10 protein-coding genes and 3 pseudogenes are annotated in these 18,444 nt (G+C 52.2%); 7 read left to right on the plus strand and 6 right to left on the minus strand.

Annotation, left to right across the window (positions count from 1 at the left end; all coding sequences use genetic code 11):
- Positions 1–373 precede the first annotated feature (373 nt).
- On the plus strand, positions 374–5,740 hold the full coding sequence (gene shdA, locus LDB27_RS06055) for a fibronectin-binding autotransporter adhesin ShdA (protein ID WP_071586228.1): 5,367 nt from the start codon (positions 374–376) through the stop codon (positions 5,738–5,740).
- A gap of 161 nt (positions 5,741–5,901) precedes the next feature.
- Here shdA and xseA read toward each other — a convergent pair whose 3' ends face one another.
- Complete coding sequence (xseA, locus tag LDB27_RS06060; RefSeq protein WP_000953174.1) at positions 5,902–7,251, minus strand: exodeoxyribonuclease VII large subunit; 1,350 nt, start codon at positions 7,249–7,251, stop codon at positions 5,902–5,904.
- Positions 7,252–7,411: 160 nt separating this feature from the next.
- Here xseA and guaB point away from each other — a divergent pair, with 160 nt between their 5' ends.
- The 3 genes and pseudogenes from guaB to LDB27_RS06075 all read left to right on the plus strand — a co-directional run.
- A complete protein-coding gene (guaB, locus tag LDB27_RS06065) occupies positions 7,412–8,878 on the plus strand; it encodes an IMP dehydrogenase (protein WP_000944174.1) in 1,467 nt (488 codons plus the stop codon).
- A 69-nt stretch (positions 8,879–8,947) separates the two neighbouring features.
- Positions 8,948–10,525, plus strand: a complete 1,578-nt coding sequence (gene guaA, locus LDB27_RS06070; protein ID WP_000138296.1) for a glutamine-hydrolyzing GMP synthase — start codon at positions 8,948–8,950, stop codon at positions 10,523–10,525.
- A gap of 135 nt (positions 10,526–10,660) precedes the next feature.
- Positions 10,661–10,978: pseudogene (locus tag LDB27_RS06075) on the plus strand (DDE-type integrase/transposase/recombinase); the annotation flags it as partial.
- Positions 10,979–11,057: 79 nt separating this feature from the next.
- On the opposite strand, the gene LDB27_RS06080 reads toward LDB27_RS06075, so the two are convergent.
- Both LDB27_RS06080 and LDB27_RS23915 read right to left on the minus strand, forming a co-directional pair.
- Positions 11,058–11,387, minus strand: a complete 330-nt coding sequence (locus tag LDB27_RS06080) for a DUF1493 family protein (RefSeq protein WP_077906412.1) — start codon at positions 11,385–11,387, stop codon at positions 11,058–11,060.
- Positions 11,372–11,689 (minus strand): annotated as a pseudogene (locus tag LDB27_RS23915) (STM2901 family protein); the annotation flags it as partial. The gene LDB27_RS06080 and the pseudogene LDB27_RS23915, both read right to left, overlap by 16 nt.
- On the opposite strand from LDB27_RS23915, the pseudogene LDB27_RS06085 reads away from it, so the two are divergent.
- Positions 11,613–11,849 (plus strand): annotated as a pseudogene (locus LDB27_RS06085) (hypothetical protein). The pseudogenes LDB27_RS23915 and LDB27_RS06085 overlap by 77 nt on opposite strands.
- 78 nt (positions 11,850–11,927) lie before the next feature.
- On the opposite strand, the gene LDB27_RS06090 reads toward LDB27_RS06085, so the two are convergent.
- Positions 11,928–12,119 (minus strand): YfgG family protein, encoded by a 192-nt coding sequence (locus LDB27_RS06090; RefSeq protein WP_000075924.1) that lies wholly within the window; start codon positions 12,117–12,119, stop codon positions 11,928–11,930.
- A gap of 178 nt (positions 12,120–12,297) precedes the next feature.
- Between LDB27_RS06090 and LDB27_RS06095 the strand changes: the two genes are divergently transcribed.
- Positions 12,298–12,435, plus strand: a complete 138-nt coding sequence (locus tag LDB27_RS06095; protein ID WP_001581698.1) for a hypothetical protein — start codon at positions 12,298–12,300, stop codon at positions 12,433–12,435.
- A gap of 96 nt (positions 12,436–12,531) precedes the next feature.
- Positions 12,532–14,745, plus strand: a complete 2,214-nt coding sequence (locus tag LDB27_RS06100) for a sensor domain-containing phosphodiesterase (RefSeq protein ID WP_000773660.1) — start codon at positions 12,532–12,534, stop codon at positions 14,743–14,745.
- 35 nt (positions 14,746–14,780) lie between these two features.
- Here LDB27_RS06100 and ppx read toward each other — a convergent pair whose 3' ends face one another.
- Together ppx and ppk1 are read right to left on the minus strand one after the other, a co-directional pair.
- Positions 14,781–16,322, minus strand: a complete 1,542-nt coding sequence (gene ppx / locus LDB27_RS06105; RefSeq protein ID WP_001123324.1) for an exopolyphosphatase — start codon at positions 16,320–16,322, stop codon at positions 14,781–14,783.
- Between the two features lie 4 nt (positions 16,323–16,326).
- Positions 16,327–18,393 (minus strand): polyphosphate kinase 1, encoded by a 2,067-nt coding sequence (gene ppk1, locus LDB27_RS06110; protein ID WP_000529555.1) that lies wholly within the window; start codon positions 18,391–18,393, stop codon positions 16,327–16,329.
- Positions 18,394–18,444 lie beyond the last annotated feature (51 nt).

The following is an 18,444-nucleotide window of genomic DNA, read 5'->3' on the forward strand; positions in this document are numbered from 1 at the left end:
CTTGAAGTATGACGAGTATATTTACAATAACACCAGGTGTCGCATGATAATCACACCTTTTTCCTCACGCATCTATTTATCTCAATATATGAAACCATTAAATATCATTCATAATATAAATATTTATAAAATGGATAGATATGTTTAGAACAATTATAAATTAATCAAAAGTTGACCTGGCATTGAAATAGACCTTGAAATTAGTTAATAATCTGTCTTTGATAATATATTGTTACAGATGATTGCAATCATTCATGGAACTATATTTTTGTTATTTATTATTTATCTCATTTATATACACCATTTAAAAGCTATTTACAGCCAATCAAAATCAAGTTTGCTTCGTGAACGTTATTAAAAGGAAATTTAAAAATTGAACAGGACCTACAGTATCGTCTGGAGCGCCGTGCGAAATATGTATGTCGTGGCTTCAGAACTGGCGCGAGGCCACAGCAAAGTTAAAATACAGGCACACTCTAATGAAGTCTCCCCTTCTATTGAAAAGCCTGAGTCAGGATGGGCAATTAGTGCAAAACACAATGCGCTGGCCTTCGCAATTGTTGCCGCGCTTGGGTTCGCCAGTCCGCTGGCTATGGCCGATAATCCGGTGTCCTACATTGACGGAACCGACCATGACCTGAACGCAGAAACGTCGCCAATTTCTTATTCAGGTACCGGCCAGGGTACGGCACTGTATCTGGAAGGTTTGGCAACGGCTAAGGGGGGATGGCAGCCAACCTCAGGCACAGGCACAGGCGTTGTGATTGAGACGGACGGCGGCGGAGATCTCCTCCCGGACGGTAGCTACGCAATCGCCACGGCGATTAAGCTCGCCAGCGGCGCGGTGCTTAATCTCACCAACGCAGAAATCTCAACGACAGGAAACTATAGTACTGGTATCGAACTCACCGGACAGAGCAGCATAACGCTAACGGGAGGGACCCTCCAGGTCAAAGGCAATTACGGCATCATGACGCTCAGCGGCGAGTCACAAGCGACATTGAGCGATATCAAGGTAACAGCAACAGCGGAAACCACTAGCAACATATCGGTTGGCGAGGGCAGCACGCTGAAAATAAAGGACGGAAGCGAAGTTACGCTGACGAATGGTCAATTGAGCGTGGCTGGTAACACGACAAGCAACGCCTTTCTGTATGTGGCCAATAGTACGGTGAGTTCTACGGGCACGAAAAGTACGGTTATTGCCTCCAACCAGGGTATTCTTGATATCAAGAACTCAACCATCACGCACGATAATGCCAAAGGCGCAGCCATTGAGGCTGGTAATGCCTCAACGGTAACCATTTCCGGCGATAATAAAAACTCGATGGTCATTACGTCCGAAGATATCGGCATTAAAAGCGCTAAATCTTCCGTCAACATTGACGGCGCCACCATCATCGCCAAAGGCGATGGCATTTTGATGACCACGGGGGGCAGCAGTTTTTACAGCAATAACTCCGGGCTGACGGTCAACAATGCGGACGTGACCTCAGACGACGCCGCCGCGCTGCACGTTGATAAAAACACGGTGATAGAAAAGCCCATTACATTAACCGACAGCACATTGACTGGCTCAACGGCTATTAAACTGGATAATGCGGCAACCGTAGAGGCCAACAACACAACGCTGAATGGCAACATTGACGCGGGGAGCACAGTATCGTCCTTGTCGCTGGCCGAAAAATCCTCACTGCAAGGGAGCGTCAACGGCCTGAACAGTTCATTGACGCTTGACGAAACCAGCCAGTGGAACATGACCGACCCGTCAACCGTCGGCAACCTGACCAACGACGGCGGCATTACGCTGGGCAACGCGAGCGGTTCGACAGGTACGCTGCTGACGGTGGACAATACCCTGACCTTGCAGAACGGCAGCCAGATAAACGCGACGCTGGATACCGCCAACAGCTCGCCAATTATCAAAGCCGCCAACGTCACGTTGGACGGGACGCTGAGCCTTAGCTCAACGGCCACCTTTGTCGCGCCCGAAACCGACGAACACTTAGGATCGTTCACGCTGATTGATTCGCAAACTGCGATCACTACCGATTTTGACAGCGTAACGCTGGATGCCGACACCTCCGCTATGCCGGATTACCTTACGATCAACGCGGGCGTTGATGCGAATGATAATACCAACTACGAGTTGTCTACGGGCTTGAGTTGGTACGCGGGCGCAAATTCTGCGCGCGCTGCGCATGGCACTTTTACCGTTGATGCAGGCAGTACCTTTACCGTCACCAGCGAACTGGATGAAACCACGGCGACCTCCAACTGGGATGGCAGCAAGCTAACCAAACAGGGCGACGGCACGCTGATCCTCAGCAACACTGGCAACGACTACGGCGACACTGAAATTGACGGCGGCATTCTGGCCGCCAAAGACGCCGCCTCGCTCGGTACTGGCAATGTGACGATTGCAGAAAGCGCAACGCTTGCGCTGAGCCAGGGCACGCTGGATAACAACGTGACCGGCGGGGGCAAAATTGTCAAAACCGGTAACGATGAGCTGATCGTGATCGGCGATAACACTTACTCCGGCGGCACCACCATAACTGGCGGTACGCTGACGGCTGACCATGCCGATTCGCTGGGCACTGGTGCTATTGCCAACAGCGGCGTGCTTCAGGTCGGCGAAGGCGAACTGGAAAATACGCTTTCCGGCACCGGTTCGCTGGTGAAAACCGGTACGGGCGAGCTGACGTTAAGCGGCGATAACACTTACTCCGGCGGCACCACTATTGACGACGGTGTGCTGATTGCCACCAACGTTAACGCGCTGGGCGGCGGTGATGTCGATAACACGGGTACGCTGAAGCTGGACGCGGAGGGCGAATTCAACCTTGCGAATGTCACAACCCAGTCTGGAGCAACGACTGAGCTGGCCAAAGGTACGACGCTCAACGTCGACTCGCTGACTCAGCAAGCCGATAGTACGCTGAATATTGACCTCAGTAAGGCCAACGGTGAAAGCACCATTACCGCCGACAGCGTCACGCTGGGTGGCACGCTGAACGTCACCGGCATCGGCAGCGTTACAGACAGCTGGACGCCTGAGGTATACACCTACACGCTGATTGACAGCGACAGCGCCATTACGAGCGATTTCGACAATCTGACCGTCGCGGGAATGAACAGAGAAGATGTTGACTTCCTGACTATCGACGGAAAAGTCGACGAAGCAGACAACACCCACTATGATCTGACGGCCTCCCTCTCCTGGTATGCGGACAGAGACAACGCTTCTACCGACGCTCACGGTACCTTTACCCTTAGCGACCCTGACGGCAGCTTTAACGTTGCGGCTAATCTGACAGACGTTGACGACACGCTTGATCCGAATAGCACATGGGACGGTAAATCGCTGACCAAAGAAGACGCAGGCACGCTGATCCTCTCCGGCGACAACGACTACAGCGGCGGCACCACCATCAATGAAGGTACGCTGGTCGCCGCCAGTACGACGGCGCTGGGCACCGGCCTGGTCGACAATAACGCCACGCTGGTGCTGGACGCAGATGGTGAAGTCAGCGCGGTGGGCGGCATCACCACTCATAGCGGCGCGACGACCCAACTGGCGCTCGGCACCTCGTTGGATCTCGGCGACAGCGCGTTAATTCAGCAAGATGGCAGTACGCTGAACGTTGAGCTGAATAGTGACTCAGTGCAACCGCTGATTACCGGCGGCAGCGCCACGCTTGGCGGCGATCTGGTCGTCAGCGACGCCAGCCTGCAAGCGCGCGCCTCCGACGCGGAGTTCCAGTCCTTTAAACTGATGGATATGGACAGCGATATCAGCGGCGACTTTACCAGCCTGACGATGAACCTTACTGACAAGCCGGACTATCTGACCGTAACCGGGACAATCAATCCTGAAGATGCGTCAGAATATCTGCTTACCGAAGGGCTGAGCTGGAATGCGACCGCCACGTCAGCGACGCCAGCACATGGCACGTTTACCCTGGGCGCAGGCGACAGTTTTGAAGTCACCAGCGTACTGGGCGATAAAACCGGCAACGGCGACTGGGACGGTAAATCGCTGACCAAACTGGGCGCGGGTAAACTGACGCTGAGCGGCGCGAATACCTATAGCGGCGATACCAACGTACAGGAAGGCACACTGTGGCTGTCCGGGGACGGTACGATTGGCGAAATGGGCAGCCAGCAGGCGGTGAACGTCGCCTCCGGGGCGACCTTCGGCGGCAGCAACGGTACGACCGTTAACGGTAAGGTGACCAACGAAGGGACGCTGGTCTTCGGCGACAGCGAGGAAACTGGCGCCATCTTCACCCTCAATGGCGATCTGATCAACATGGGGACGCTCGCCAGCGGCAGCTCCTCCAGCACGCCAGGCAATACGCTTTATGTCGATGGCGATTACACCGGCAACGGCGGCTCGCTTTACCTGAATACCGTCCTGGGCGACGATGATTCGGCGACCGATAAGTTAGTCATTACCGGCGATGCCTCCGGCACCACCGATCTGTACATCAACGGCATCGGCAATGGGGCGCAGACCACTAACGGTATCGAAGTGGTGGATGTTGGCGGCACATCGACAAGCGATGCGTTTGTGTTAAAAAATGAAGTTAACGCCAGTCTGTATACCTACCGTCTGTACTGGAATGAAAGTGACAACGACTGGTATCTGGCGTCAAAAGCACAGTCTGATGATGACGACAGCGGCAGTGATGTCACGCCTCCAGATGATGACAGTGATGTCACGCCTTCGGACGACGGCGACGATGGCGGTAATGTCACGCCTCCGGACGATGGCGGCGATGTCGCACCGCAGTACCGTGCGGATATCGGCGCGTACATGGGCAACCAGTGGATGGCGCGCAACCTGCAAATGCAGACCCTCTATGACCGCGAGGGTAGCCAGTATCGTAACGCCGATGGTAGCGTATGGGCGCGCTTCAAAGCGGGTAAAGCGGAATCCGAGGCTGTCAGCGGCAATATCGATATGGACAGCAACTACTCCCAGTTCCAGTTAGGCGGCGACATTCTGGCCTGGGGCAACGGCCAGCAGAGCGTTACCGTTGGCGTCATGGCGAGCTACATCAACGCCGATACCGACAGCACCGGTAACCGTGGCGCGGACGGTAGCCAGTTCACCAGCAGCAGCAACGTAGACGGCTACAACCTTGGCGTCTATGCCACCTGGTTTGCCGATGCCCAAACGCATAGCGGCGCGTATGTCGACAGCTGGTACCAATATGGTTTCTACAACAACAGCGTAGAGAGCGGTGATGCGGGTTCTGAATCTTACGATTCAACCGCTAACGCTGTCTCGCTGGAAACCGGTTATCGCTACGATATTGCGCTGAGTAACGGCAATACTGTCAGTCTGACGCCGCAGGCGCAGGTTGTCTGGCAGAATTACTCAGCGGATAGCGTGAAGGATAACTACGGCACCCGGATCGACGGTCAGGATAGTGACAGTTGGACAACGCGCCTGGGTCTGCGAGTTGACGGCAAGCTGTACAAGGGCAGTCGTACGGTTATCCAGCCGTTTGCTGAAGCTAACTGGCTGCACACCAGCGATGATGTGTCGGTATCGTTTGATGATGCTACGGTGAAACAGGATCTTCCGGCTAACCGTGCGGAGCTGAAAGTAGGTCTGCAGGCAGATATCGATAAGCAGTGGAGCGTTCGCGCTCAGGTTGCCGGGCAGACTGGCAGCAATGATTTTGGCGATCTGAACGGTAGCCTCAATCTGCGCTATAACTGGTAAGTTAGACAAAACCGGGCGGGCGTTCCCTGCCCGGTTTTGAGGCGAATGACAAACCGATTGATCGTCAGATTATGGCTACACCTTATCCAATGTGGCGCGTAGGTTGGCTGAGGCGAAGTCGAACCCCAACATCGCGCTGCAAAGGGTGGGGGAATGTTGGATTACGTGCCCGGCGTGACGGATTTGACTTCACTTTCAAGCCAGCCGTCCTCCAGTCTCGTGGTCATGATATCGCCTGCTTTGACCTGTTTGATCTTTTTCAGCACTTTGCCGTCCGTTGTCGTCGAAACCGTATAGCCGCGCGCCAGCGTGGCTAACGGGCTGACCGCCTCCAGATGCGTGACCGCGTTGCCAAAGCGTTCGCGCTGTTCGCTTAACCGTGAGCGGATATTCTCCGTCAGACGATATTCCAGCTGTTGGATGCGCGACTGCGCACGGTGAATGCGCGGCTGCGGATTTTGCTGGCTCAGGCGTTGACTTACGCGCTGTTGGCGCTGAGTGGCCTGCTTAATTCTGGCCTCAAGCGCAAATCCCATCCGTTGGCGTAAACGTTCCAGCGCGGTTTGCTGGCGGGCCAGACGCAGTTGCGGATGTTGCTGTTGCAGACGGTGAAAAATCTGCGTGAAACGACGGCTGCGGTTGGCGAGGTAGTAGTCCATCGCCATGCCCAGGCGCTGCTGGGCGGACTGAATCTGACGCAACAACTCCTGCTGGTTGCGGCTGACAATTTCTGCCGCTGCTGATGGCGTCGGCGCGCGCAGGTCGGCGACAAAATCAGCTATCGTCACGTCCGTTTCGTGACCGACGGCGCTGACCACCGGAATACGGCTGGCAAAAATCGCCCGCGCCACGCGTTCGTCGTTAAAACTCCACAAATCTTCCAGCGAACCGCCGCCGCGTCCGACGATCAGTACATCACATTCGCCGCGCGCGTTCGCCAGTTCGATAGCACGAACGATCTGCCCCGGCGCGTCGTCGCCCTGGACTGCGGTTGGATAGATAATAACGGGCAGGGATGGGTCACGACGCTTTAGCACGTGGAGAATATCGTGCAGCGCCGCGCCGGTTTTCGAAGTGATCACCCCAACGCAGTGGGCCGGGGAGGGCAACTGCTGTTTATGCTGCTGATCGAACAAGCCTTCGGCCTGCAGTTTGGCTTTTAGCTGCTCATATTTCTGCTGCAACAAGCCTTCGCCCGCGGGCTGCATACTTTCGGCGATGATTTGATAATCGCCGCGCGGCTCGTACAGCGTGATATTGGCGCGGACTAACACCTGCTGCCCGTGCTGCGGGCGGAACGTCACCCGGCGGTTGCTGTTACGGAACATCGCACAGCGCACCTGAGCGGTATCGTCTTTGAGCGTAAAGTACCAGTGGCCCGACGCAGGCTGCGTGAAATTAGAAATCTCGCCGCTGATCCATACCTGTCCCATCTCCTGTTCCAACAGCAGACGAACCGTCTGGTTAAGGCGGCTTACGGTAAAAATTGAGGAAGTTTGAGAGGATAACATGTGAGCGGGATCAAATTCTAAATCAGCAGGTTATTCAATCGATAGTAACCTGCTCACGGGGGATCGCAAGCACTATTTGCAAAAAAATGTAGATGCAACCGATTACGTTCTGTATAATGCCGCGGCAATATTTATTAACCTCCCAGGTGAGATATTGCCCATGCTACGTATCGCTAAAGAAGCCCTGACGTTTGACGACGTCCTCCTTGTTCCCGCTCACTCCACCGTTTTGCCGAATACTGCCGATCTCAGCACGCAGTTGACGAAAACCATTCGTCTGAATATTCCTATGCTTTCTGCGGCGATGGACACCGTGACGGAAGCGCGCCTGGCAATTGCCCTGGCCCAGGAAGGCGGCATTGGTTTTATCCACAAAAACATGTCCATCGAGCGCCAGGCGGAAGAAGTTCGCCGCGTGAAGAAACACGAGTCCGGCGTAGTGACCGACCCGCAGACCGTCCTGCCAACCACCACGTTGCATGAAGTGAAAGCCCTGACCGAGCGTAATGGCTTCGCGGGCTATCCGGTGGTGACTGAAGATAACGAGCTGGTGGGTATCATCACCGGTCGTGACGTGCGTTTTGTGACTGACCTGAACCAGCCGGTGAGTGTTTACATGACGCCGAAAGAGCGTCTGGTGACCGTTCGTGAAGGCGAAGCCCGTGAAGTCGTGCTGGCAAAAATGCACGAAAAACGCGTTGAAAAAGCGCTGGTCGTTGATGATAACTTCCATCTGCTTGGCATGATTACCGTAAAAGATTTCCAGAAAGCGGAACGTAAACCAAACTCCTGCAAAGATGAGCAGGGCCGTTTACGTGTCGGCGCGGCGGTTGGCGCAGGCGCGGGCAACGAAGAGCGCGTTGACGCGCTGGTGGCGGCAGGCGTTGACGTACTGCTGATCGACTCCTCTCACGGTCATTCAGAAGGCGTGTTGCAACGTATCCGTGAGACGCGAGCTAAATATCCTGACCTGCAAATCATCGGCGGCAACGTCGCGACGGGCGCAGGCGCTCGCGCACTGGCGGAAGCCGGTTGCAGCGCGGTGAAAGTGGGTATCGGCCCGGGTTCCATCTGTACCACTCGTATCGTGACTGGCGTGGGCGTTCCGCAAATCACCGCTGTTTCTGACGCAGTTGAAGCGCTGGAAGGCACCGGGATTCCGGTTATCGCTGACGGCGGTATCCGTTTCTCCGGCGATATCGCCAAAGCCATCGCCGCAGGCGCGAGCGCTGTCATGGTGGGCTCTATGCTGGCCGGTACCGAAGAATCCCCGGGCGAAATCGAACTCTACCAGGGCCGTTCGTACAAATCCTACCGCGGTATGGGTTCTCTGGGCGCGATGTCCAAAGGTTCCTCCGACCGTTACTTCCAGAGCGACAACGCCGCCGACAAACTGGTGCCGGAAGGTATCGAAGGCCGCGTAGCCTATAAAGGTCGCCTGAAAGAGATCATTCACCAGCAGATGGGCGGCCTGCGCTCCTGTATGGGGCTGACCGGTTGTGCTACCATCGACGAACTGCGTACTAAAGCGGAGTTTGTGCGTATCAGCGGTGCGGGTATCCAGGAAAGCCACGTTCACGACGTGACCATCACCAAAGAGTCCCCGAACTACCGTCTGGGCTCCTGATTTTCTTCGCCCGACCTTCGTGTCGGGCGATTTATTTAATCTGTTTCACTTGCCTCGGAATAAGCGTCAATGACGGAAAACATTCATAAGCATCGCATCCTCATTCTGGACTTCGGTTCTCAGTACACTCAACTGGTTGCACGCCGCGTGCGTGAGTTGGGCGTTTACTGCGAACTATGGGCGTGGGATGTGACAGAAGCACAAATTCGTGACTTCAACCCAAGCGGCATTATTCTTTCCGGCGGCCCGGAAAGCACCACCGAAGAAAACAGCCCGCGCGCGCCGCAGTATGTCTTTGAAGCAGGCGTGCCGGTATTTGGCGTCTGCTACGGGATGCAGACCATGGCGATGCAGCTTGGTGGTCATGTAGAAGGTTCTAATGAGCGTGAATTTGGTTACGCGCAGGTCGAAGTATTGACCGACAGCGCGCTGGTTCGCGGTATTGAAGATTCCCTGACCGCCGACGGCAAACCGCTGCTAGACGTGTGGATGAGCCACGGCGATAAAGTGACGGCGATTCCGTCCGACTTCGTGACCGTCGCCAGCACCGAGAGCTGTCCGTTCGCCATTATGGCCAACGAAGAAAAACGCTTCTACGGCGTACAGTTCCACCCGGAAGTGACTCACACCCGCCAGGGTATGCGTATGCTGGAGCGTTTTGTGCGTGATATCTGCCAGTGTGAAGCCCTGTGGACGCCGGCGAAGATCATCGACGACGCCGTGGCGCGCATTCGCGAGCAGGTGGGCGACGACAAAGTAATCCTCGGTCTCTCCGGCGGCGTGGATTCTTCCGTCACCGCCATGCTGCTGCACCGCGCGATCGGTAAAAACCTGACTTGTGTATTCGTCGATAACGGCCTGCTGCGCCTCAACGAAGCCGAGCAGGTGATGGACATGTTTGGCGACCATTTTGGCCTGAATATCGTTCACGTTCCGGCGGAAGAGCGTTTCCTGTCCGCGTTGGCTGGTGAGAACGATCCGGAAGCCAAGCGTAAGATCATCGGTCGCGTTTTTGTGGAAGTGTTCGATGAAGAAGCGCTCAAACTGGAAGACGTGAAATGGCTGGCGCAGGGGACTATCTACCCTGACGTTATCGAATCTGCGGCGTCTGCAACCGGTAAAGCGCACGTCATCAAATCTCACCACAATGTCGGCGGCTTGCCGAAAGAGATGAAGATGGGGCTGGTTGAACCGCTGAAAGAGCTGTTCAAAGACGAAGTGCGTAAGATTGGTCTGGAGCTGGGCCTGCCGTACGACATGCTGTACCGTCATCCGTTCCCGGGTCCGGGCCTCGGCGTACGCGTACTGGGCGAAGTGAAGAAAGAGTACTGCGACCTGCTGCGCCGTGCGGACGCTATCTTCATTGAAGAACTGCGCAAAGCGGATCTGTACGACAAAGTTAGTCAGGCGTTCACCGTCTTCCTGCCGGTCCGTTCCGTAGGCGTCATGGGCGATGGTCGTAAGTACGATTGGGTGGTCTCTCTGCGTGCCGTCGAAACCATCGACTTTATGACCGCGCACTGGGCACATCTGCCGTATGACTTCCTGGGTCGTGTTTCCAACCGCATTATCAATGAAGTCAACGGGATTTCCCGTGTGGTGTATGACATTAGCGGTAAACCACCGGCTACCATTGAGTGGGAATAAGCCGATAACCCTTCCTGTGTTTTCATGAACAGGTAAAAGGAAATTTAACCCTCTGTTTTTGCAGAGGGTTTTTATTTATGTGCATAGATGAGTTTTCTGTGTAGTGCACAGCTTCTGGCGGTAAATTTGACGTAATTACGAACCCACGAAGGTTGGTTGTATCTTGCCGTGGTCGTTGATTTGTTCTCGCGCAAAGTTATCGGTTGGTCAATGCAACCACGAATGACAAAAGACATTGTTCTGAATGCGCTTCTGATGGCCGTGTGGCGACGCCATCCCCAAAAACAGGTGCTGGTTCATTCTGATCCGGGTAGTCAGTACACCCGCTATGAATGGCTGAAATCGCACGGACTGGAGGGCAGTATGAGCCGTCGTGGCAACTGTCATGACAATGCGGTTGCAGAAAGCTTTTTCCAGCTACTGAAGCGTGAACGGATAAAGAAAAAGATCTACCAACGACTCAGAAGTGCCCTGGTTATCCGTGGCTATACAACCCAAATAAGGGGCATTTAAAATATAGTAACTTTATTCTTCAACTATATAACCAACGTCCAGCTTTAGCACTTTCAACGAGCATACCAACCGTTAGTGGCTTACGCGGATCAGTCTCTTTACTTCCAAAGTACTCTGGATTCAGATAGTTGAGTATGTCAAATCCTTCTGGATCTATATTCCAACGCTTGAAGTACTCTTGTAGAAGTTCTTCACTATCTTCAAAAACGAGTTTAAGATCATCCCTAATACTGGTATCAAGCGTGATGGTTCGCTTTGGCCCACAGAGAAAGTACTTTTTAGTGTTATATTTCTGATCGATAAAATCGATAATTTCTTTCTCAATATCTCTCATTAGAAGTACGTCCACTGAATGCGATCTTTAGGAACCGCCACACGATTAAATGTATCTTTAATATCACGCTGGATATCATAAATCGTAGTGAATGTCATAACCCAACCGAGCTAGGGTACATTACGACCAACGAAACGACCTAAATTATTCGTTGAGCTTAGCTGTAATGAGTTGATGGTTTTGCCTGTCAACGTTGGTAATCTGATCCCAGGTGGCAGTTTATAGTTCAACCAATTACTGATGTACTTAGAAGCAATTGATGTTACTGGAGTTGTCCCACGAGGTTTACCCCTCGTAGGTAGAACTGGTTGCCCTGAACTGCTGAAAATTGGCTGTGCCAGCTACCGGGAGTTTAACCACGCTGAAGGCTATCGGGTTTAGTATTCGGTCAAGGGAATCTTAGTAACCGCGCATATGATCTTATCACCCAGGCAGGATATCCCGCGGTTGCTCTTTAAGCGTCTGATCATGGCCTGAACCCATTGAGTGGGATTGTCTTTTTGCGTCAACGCTAAAGCTTCTTTTTCTTGCGCGGGCTTTTTAACGGATAACAGCTTAACGTTGTCCCGGCGTGGTGACAGAAAGCGATGACTGTTGCGCTTCTTTTTTATCCTGATGGTGCTGCCAGGCGCCGATAGAAGAGTAGACGAAACGTCCAAAGAAGAAGAGAAAACTGATAAGCAGTACGATACGGGTCATGCGAGTGTTAAATCGATGTCGTTTTCGCATACTGTTGGCCTGACTCACAAAGGGTTCCTTAACGTTGGCCCAGCGGTATGGGCGGGATCAGGCTGGGTTCTTCAAGGGTATTATCAAGGCGAAGAACGTAACAAGCCTGCGTTCACTCTACATTAAGGCATACTGCGAACCGATGGTCAATTCCTCTTAATGTAAAATTGCGTCAGTTGATTTATCTTATATTGTTATGGAAGATAATTTTAGTATTTACATTAATAATAAATTAATGATAACAAAGAATAAAAAGACGAATAAAGGCTGCAGGAGAAAGGTAATAATTGACTTAAATCAAATGTTACTTTTGTTTAATAATTACAATCGATGACTATCGTGTGATGTATATCGCATCATCAATTTAAAGTCAGGTGGGATGCCTGTCTGTTAACGCCCCTTTGGGATTGGGGGGTTCTGCTGAGCATCTATGAAACTAAATAAAACTTATATAAATATCAGAGATAAATGGTGGGGACTACCGCTCATTCTCCCTTCGATTTTACTACCTGTTTTAAGTAGCGCAAATACTTATGCGCTTACCAGCACTGGAAATGTGGTTCTTTTTTACCTGCCGTTAGCTTTTATGCTTAGCCTGATGCTCTTTTTCGGCTGGGCAGCAATGCCGGGCATTGTGCTTGCTATCTTCTGGCGCAGATACCCGCAGACAGGTCTGTATGAAACCCTTTCTGTGACAATGCACTTTATCATTACTATCGTGCTAAGTTGGGGCGGTTATCGTGTCTTTTCCCCCCGGCGAAATAATGTTTCCCACGGCGACGCCCACCTGTTGTTTCAACGAATGTTCTGGCAGGTATTTTGTTCAGCAACATTATTTCTGGTCATCTACCAGTTTGCCGCTTTTGTTGGCATGTACGAAAGTAAAGCCAGCCTGATGGGGGTAATGCCCTTTAATATCAACACGCTGATTAATTACCAGGCGTTACTGGTCGGTAACCTTATCGGCGTGCCATTGTGCTATTTTATTATTCGTACTCTCCGCAATCCGCTGCACCTGCGCGGGTATTATCAGCAATTAAAGCTACAGATTGATAGCAAGGTCACTAAAAAAGAGATCGTTATTTGGCTGGCCGTATTGACTACACTAATGTTTATACTGTGTATGCCATTGACTGATAATAGTTCAATATTTAGTACCAACTATACGCTTTCGTTATTATTGCCGGTCATGCTGTGGGGCGCGATGCGCTATGGCTATAAGTTTATTTCAATTATCTGGGCCGTCGTGCTAATTACGTCAATTCATTATTATCAGCGTTATATGCCCTGGTATTCAGGTTATGATACGCAATTAGCGATTACCTCTTCGAGCTATCTGGTTTTTTCTTTTATTGTTAATTATATGTCTGTGCTGGCCACGCGCCAGCGCGTAGTGAGTGGTCGCGCACGGCGGCTGGCCTATCTTGACCCGGTTGTACATCTTCCCAATTTACGTGCGTTAAACCGCGCGCTCCAAAATGCGCCCTGGTCTACGATCTGTTTTTTACACGTGCCGGGTCTGGAGCTATTGGGTAAAAATTATGGCGTCATGCTACGCATCCAGTATAAGCAAAAGCTCTCTCACTGGATTACGCCGATGCTGGCCTCAAATGAGTGCGTCTACCAGATGTCAGGGCACGACCTGGTGCTGCGTCTTAATACAGAGGCGCATCAGCAGCGTATTGAAGCGCTGGATAAACATATTAAGCAGTTTCGGTTTATCTGGGACGGACTGCCGCTACAGCCGCCTGTCGGCGTGAGCTACTGCTGCGTGCGTTCTCCGGTTAGCCACCTTTATCTGCTGTTGGGCGAATTAAGCACTAGTTCCGATCTTTCGTTGACGACTAACGCGCCGGAGGATTTACAGCGGCGCGGCGCAATGCACCTGCAGCGCGATTTGAAGGGCAGAATTGCGATGATGAATCGCCTGCAACAGGCGTTGGAGCACGATCATTTTTTCCTGATGGCGCAGCCTATTTTCGGTGTTCGTGGGGACGTTTACCATGAAATTTTACTGCGACTCAGGGATGACAACGGCGACGTTATCAACCCGGACAATTTTTTACCCGTGGCGCATGAGTTTGGTTTGTCTTCCGCTATCGATCTCTGGGTGATTGAAAACACGCTGCGGTTTATGGCGGCCAGCCGGGAATATATGCCCGCGCATCGTTTTGCCATTAATCTGTCGCCAACATCGGTATGCCGCGCCCGTTTTCCTGCAGAAGTTAAGCAGTTGCTTAAACAATATCAGGTTGAACCCTGGCAACTGGTTTTTGAGGTAACGGAAAGCAACTCTCTCACCAATGCTGAGCAGGCGCAGTTGACGCTGGGACAGCTACAGCAGTTTGGCTGTCAGATAGCGATTGATGATTTCGGTACAGGCTACGCCAGCTATGCGCGGCTGAAAAACGTTAACGCCGATATTCTTAAAATTGACGGCAGTTTTATTCGCAATATAGTGTCAAACAGTCTCGATTATCAGATCGTGGCTTCTATTTGTCATTTAGCGCGAATGAAAAAAATGCAGGTCGTCGCGGAGTATGTCGAGAGCGAAGAAATACGAAGCGTCGTGCTGTCGTTGGGGATCGACTATCTTCAGGGATATTTAATTGGCGAGCCGCAGCTATTATCTGAGATTCAGTAAAGGCAGACGCCGCAGCGCGGCGTCTGATCCACAATTTACGCGGCGATCTCCGGCGAGCTTTCTTCCTCAATATTGAGACGCCAGCCAGTTACCGCTTCCCAGTACTGCTGTTCTTTTTCCAGATCAAGCAGTACCAGCGCATTCTGGCTGAACCAGTCATGCGGAAAACATAACGTCCAGTGGCTGTCATCGGTCGTTAGCCGCAGCGTCGGCGGCGTGGTGGTCGCCTGCCGCTGGTTGTTCAGTAATACGCCCAGCCGAAGTAGCTGAATTAACGGCAGATACTGTTTTTTCTTAAACAGCGTAAAGCGGGGCATATCATCCAGTTTTATGGCTTTACGATGATAACGCACCAGCGTCGCCATCATCATTTGCTGCTCCTGATTAAAGCCGGGCAAATCGCTGTGTTGCAGAATATAAGCCGAATGGCGATGTAAACCGCTGTGATTAATATTCAGTCCAACCTCATGCAGCATTGCCGCCCAGCGGAGCAACGCTTCAAGCTGCGGATGCGCCAGTTTTGGCTGCTGGGCCTGCCACTGCTCGTACATTTGCATGGTGGTTTCCAGCACGCGTCTGGCCTGTTCTCTGTCAATGTTGTATTGATTGGCCAGACTTTTTGCGGTACGGCTGCGAACATCCTGATGGCGGAAGCGGCCTTCCATTTCATACAGCACGCCTTCGCGCAACGCGCCGTCGGAAAGGCGAAGCTCGCGGATAGCCAGAGCATCAAAAACGCCGCACAGAATCGCCAGGCCCGGCACAAAGACCGCTTTTCGTTCTTCAGACAGACCCGGCAGGCTGAGCGCATTAAAGGAGCGGTGCTTCAACACTTCTGACTTCAGTTTATCGAGGCGCTCCGGCGTAATGAAGCCATCTTTCTCACCCAGCGCCAGGAGAACTTCATGAGCGGCCTTAATCGTACCGGAAGCTCCCATCGCCACGTTCCAACCCTGAATACGATACTGCCAGGTTAAGGTTTCCAGTTTTTGCGCCGCCGCCATTCGGGCGCGCTGGAAGTTTTCTTTATTGATAACGCCGCCGGGAAAGTAGAGCTGCGCGAAGCTCACGCAGCCCATACGACGGCTTTCAACCAGCTTGGGTTCGAAGTTTTCGCCAATGACCAGCTCTGTTGACCCGCCGCCGATATCGATCACCAGCTTGCGGCCTTTTTCCGGCTGCGTATGTTCTACGCCCATAAAAATCAGGCGCGCTTCTTCGTTACCGGAAATAATCTCTATCGGGTAGGGAATAACCTTTTCCGCGCGTTTGAGAAAATCAGCGGCATTTTGCGCCTGACGTAACGTATGGGTGCCTACGATACAGACGCTGGAAGGGGAGAAACCTTGTAAGCGTTCAGCAAACAGCGACAGACAGCTAAGCCCCCGTTCCATGGCTTCTTCGCTGAGTTTGTTATCCGCGCCCAGCCCGTCCGCCAGATGGACGCGCTGTTTTAAGCGCCCGATAATCTGCATTGCGCCGTCAACCACGCGGGCAATGACCATATGAAAGCTGTTTGAGCCGAGATCGACCGCAGCGAACTCCTGCGGGCGAGGGGATTTATCGTAAATTGGCATAGCGTTAGTCTGGTTGCTCGAGTGATTTGATGTAGTCATAAATTGCCAGCTGCGCCTGAACTTTACGGCGATTGCCGCGCGGCACGTAGCGGTTGCTGAGTTCTTTATCGATAAAACGCGCTTTTACCGTGTCGCTAAACAGAATGTCAATGATATCCAGGACGCGTTGTTTAAGCCGCGGGTCGAGGATAGGCGTAGCGACTTCGATACGGTAGTCAATATTACGCGTCATCCAGTCAGCTGAAGAGAGCCAAACTTGCTTATCACCGCCGTTTTCGAAAATATAAACCCGATCGTGTTCCAGATAGCGATCCACGATGCTAATCGCGCGAATATTATCGCTAATGCCTTCCAGCTGCGGAATAAGAGAACACATACCGCGCACCAGCAGATTGACCTGGACGCCCGAACCCGACGCGGCGTATAGCCTGTCGACCAACCCTTTATCGACCAGGTTGTTAAGCTTTAACGTAATCCCTGACGGTAAGCCTTGCTGGGCATTGGCGATTTCACGATCGATCATCTCATACAGCAGACGCCGTGAGTTTTGTGGAGAAACCATCAAATAATCGAAAGTGACCGGGCGATAGGGGTTTTCAATAAAATTAAAGACCCGACGCACTTCATTGGTAATGCGCGCATCGGCGGTCAGCAGCGAATAATCGGTATACAGCCGCGCTGTTTTTTCGTTGAAGTTACCGGTGCCGATATGCGCATAACGCACCACGTCATCGCCCTCTTTTCGTGAGATGAGGAAGAGTTTGGCGTGAATTTTCAGCCCAGGCGCAGAGAAAATAACATGGACGCCCGCTTCGGTTAACCGCTTGGCCCAGTGAATATTCGCCTCTTCATCGAAGCGCGCCTGCAACTCCACCACCACGGTGACTTTTTTGCCGTTATGGGCGGCATGGATCATCGAGTCAATAATGCGCGAGTCTTTCGCTACGCGATAAATATTGATTTTGATCGCCAGCACGCTTGGGTCAAACGACGCCTGGCGTAGCAGTTCCAGTACATGCTCGAAGGTATGGTACGGATAATAGAGCAGCACATCACGTTCACGAATCGCGTCAAAACCGTTACGAAACTTCTCTTTATCAAACCAAAGATGGCGTAACCGCGGTAACGGTTTATTGACCAGGTTGGCTTTACCGACATTCGGAAAATTAATAAAGTCTTTAAAATTGTGGTAGCGCCCGCCGGGTACGATTGAGTCATACCGGGAGATCGTCAGTTTTTCCCGCAGCACGTCAACCAGCGCTGCGGGCATATCGCGTTGATAGACAAAGCGCACAGGTTCAGCGGTCAGGCGCTGCTTCAGGCTGGAAGACATCAGCTCCATCAGACTGGATTCCATCTCATGCACCAGGTCATATTCGGCATCGCGGGTCATTTTCATCGAATAGGCATTAAGCGCGTCATAGTCGAAGAACCCTTTAAAAATGTCATCCAGGCAGTAGCGCAGAATATTATCCAGAAGAATCATCGGCTTGCGTCTGCGCGGTGTCTCCGGCGGCAGATTAACGAAGCGTGGGACTTTGTCGGACGGTATCTCCAGCAGCGCATAGTTGATGGTATCGCCGCGGATAATCTCCACCGCCAGATAGGTGTAATCATCTTTTAAAAACTGAACAAGATCCGTCTCCCGGTTAATGAGAATCGGGGTAATATGCTGGCGCAAATAGTGCTTAAAATAGTGGCGCAACCAGCTTTGTTGGTTCACCGAGAGCTGACGCTCGTTGATCAGAAAGATTTGATTACGCGCCATTTCCAGCAGTAATTCGTTGTACAGGCCGTCGAACTCCTGGTCTGCTTTCAACACGCGGGACTGAATTTTGCCTAACAAATGGCGTGAATGAGAATTTGAACCCTGTTCTTCGCTGATAATAATGCGTCGTTTCAGTTCAGCGAAACGCACTTTGTAGAACTCGTCGAGGTTATTAGAATAGATTCCCAGGAACCGCATCCGCTCAATCAACGGGTTGGATTTATCCGCTGCTTCCTGTAACACGCGTTCGTTAAATGCTAACCAGCTCAGTTCTTTCTCGATATATAGCTTTTCCTGACCCATTACTACCTATACTCCGTTTTATTCACGGGACACTGCCTGATGATTATGGCG

The organism is Salmonella sp. JXY0409-18, from assembly GCF_020268625.1.
GTDB lineage: Bacteria > Pseudomonadota > Gammaproteobacteria > Enterobacterales > Enterobacteriaceae > Salmonella > Salmonella enterica.

What these genes read in the sequence shown, in the direction of transcription:
- xseA (WP_000953174.1), bottom strand. Translation starts at nt 7,251, where the DNA reads ATGTTATCCTCTCAAACTTCCTCAATTTTTACCGTAAGCCGCCTTAAC.
- guaB (WP_000944174.1), top strand. Translation starts at nt 7,412, where the DNA reads ATGCTACGTATCGCTAAAGAAGCCCTGACGTTTGACGACGTCCTCCTT.
- guaA (WP_000138296.1), top strand. Translation starts at nt 8,948, where the DNA reads ATGACGGAAAACATTCATAAGCATCGCATCCTCATTCTGGACTTCGGT.
- LDB27_RS06095 (WP_001581698.1), top strand. Translation starts at nt 12,298, where the DNA reads ATGGAAGATAATTTTAGTATTTACATTAATAATAAATTAATGATAACA.
- LDB27_RS06100 (WP_000773660.1), top strand. Translation starts at nt 12,532, where the DNA reads ATGAAACTAAATAAAACTTATATAAATATCAGAGATAAATGGTGGGGA.
- ppx (WP_001123324.1), bottom strand. Translation starts at nt 16,322, where the DNA reads ATGCCAATTTACGATAAATCCCCTCGCCCGCAGGAGTTCGCTGCGGTC.
- ppk1 (WP_000529555.1), bottom strand. Translation starts at nt 18,393, where the DNA reads ATGGGTCAGGAAAAGCTATATATCGAGAAAGAACTGAGCTGGTTAGCA.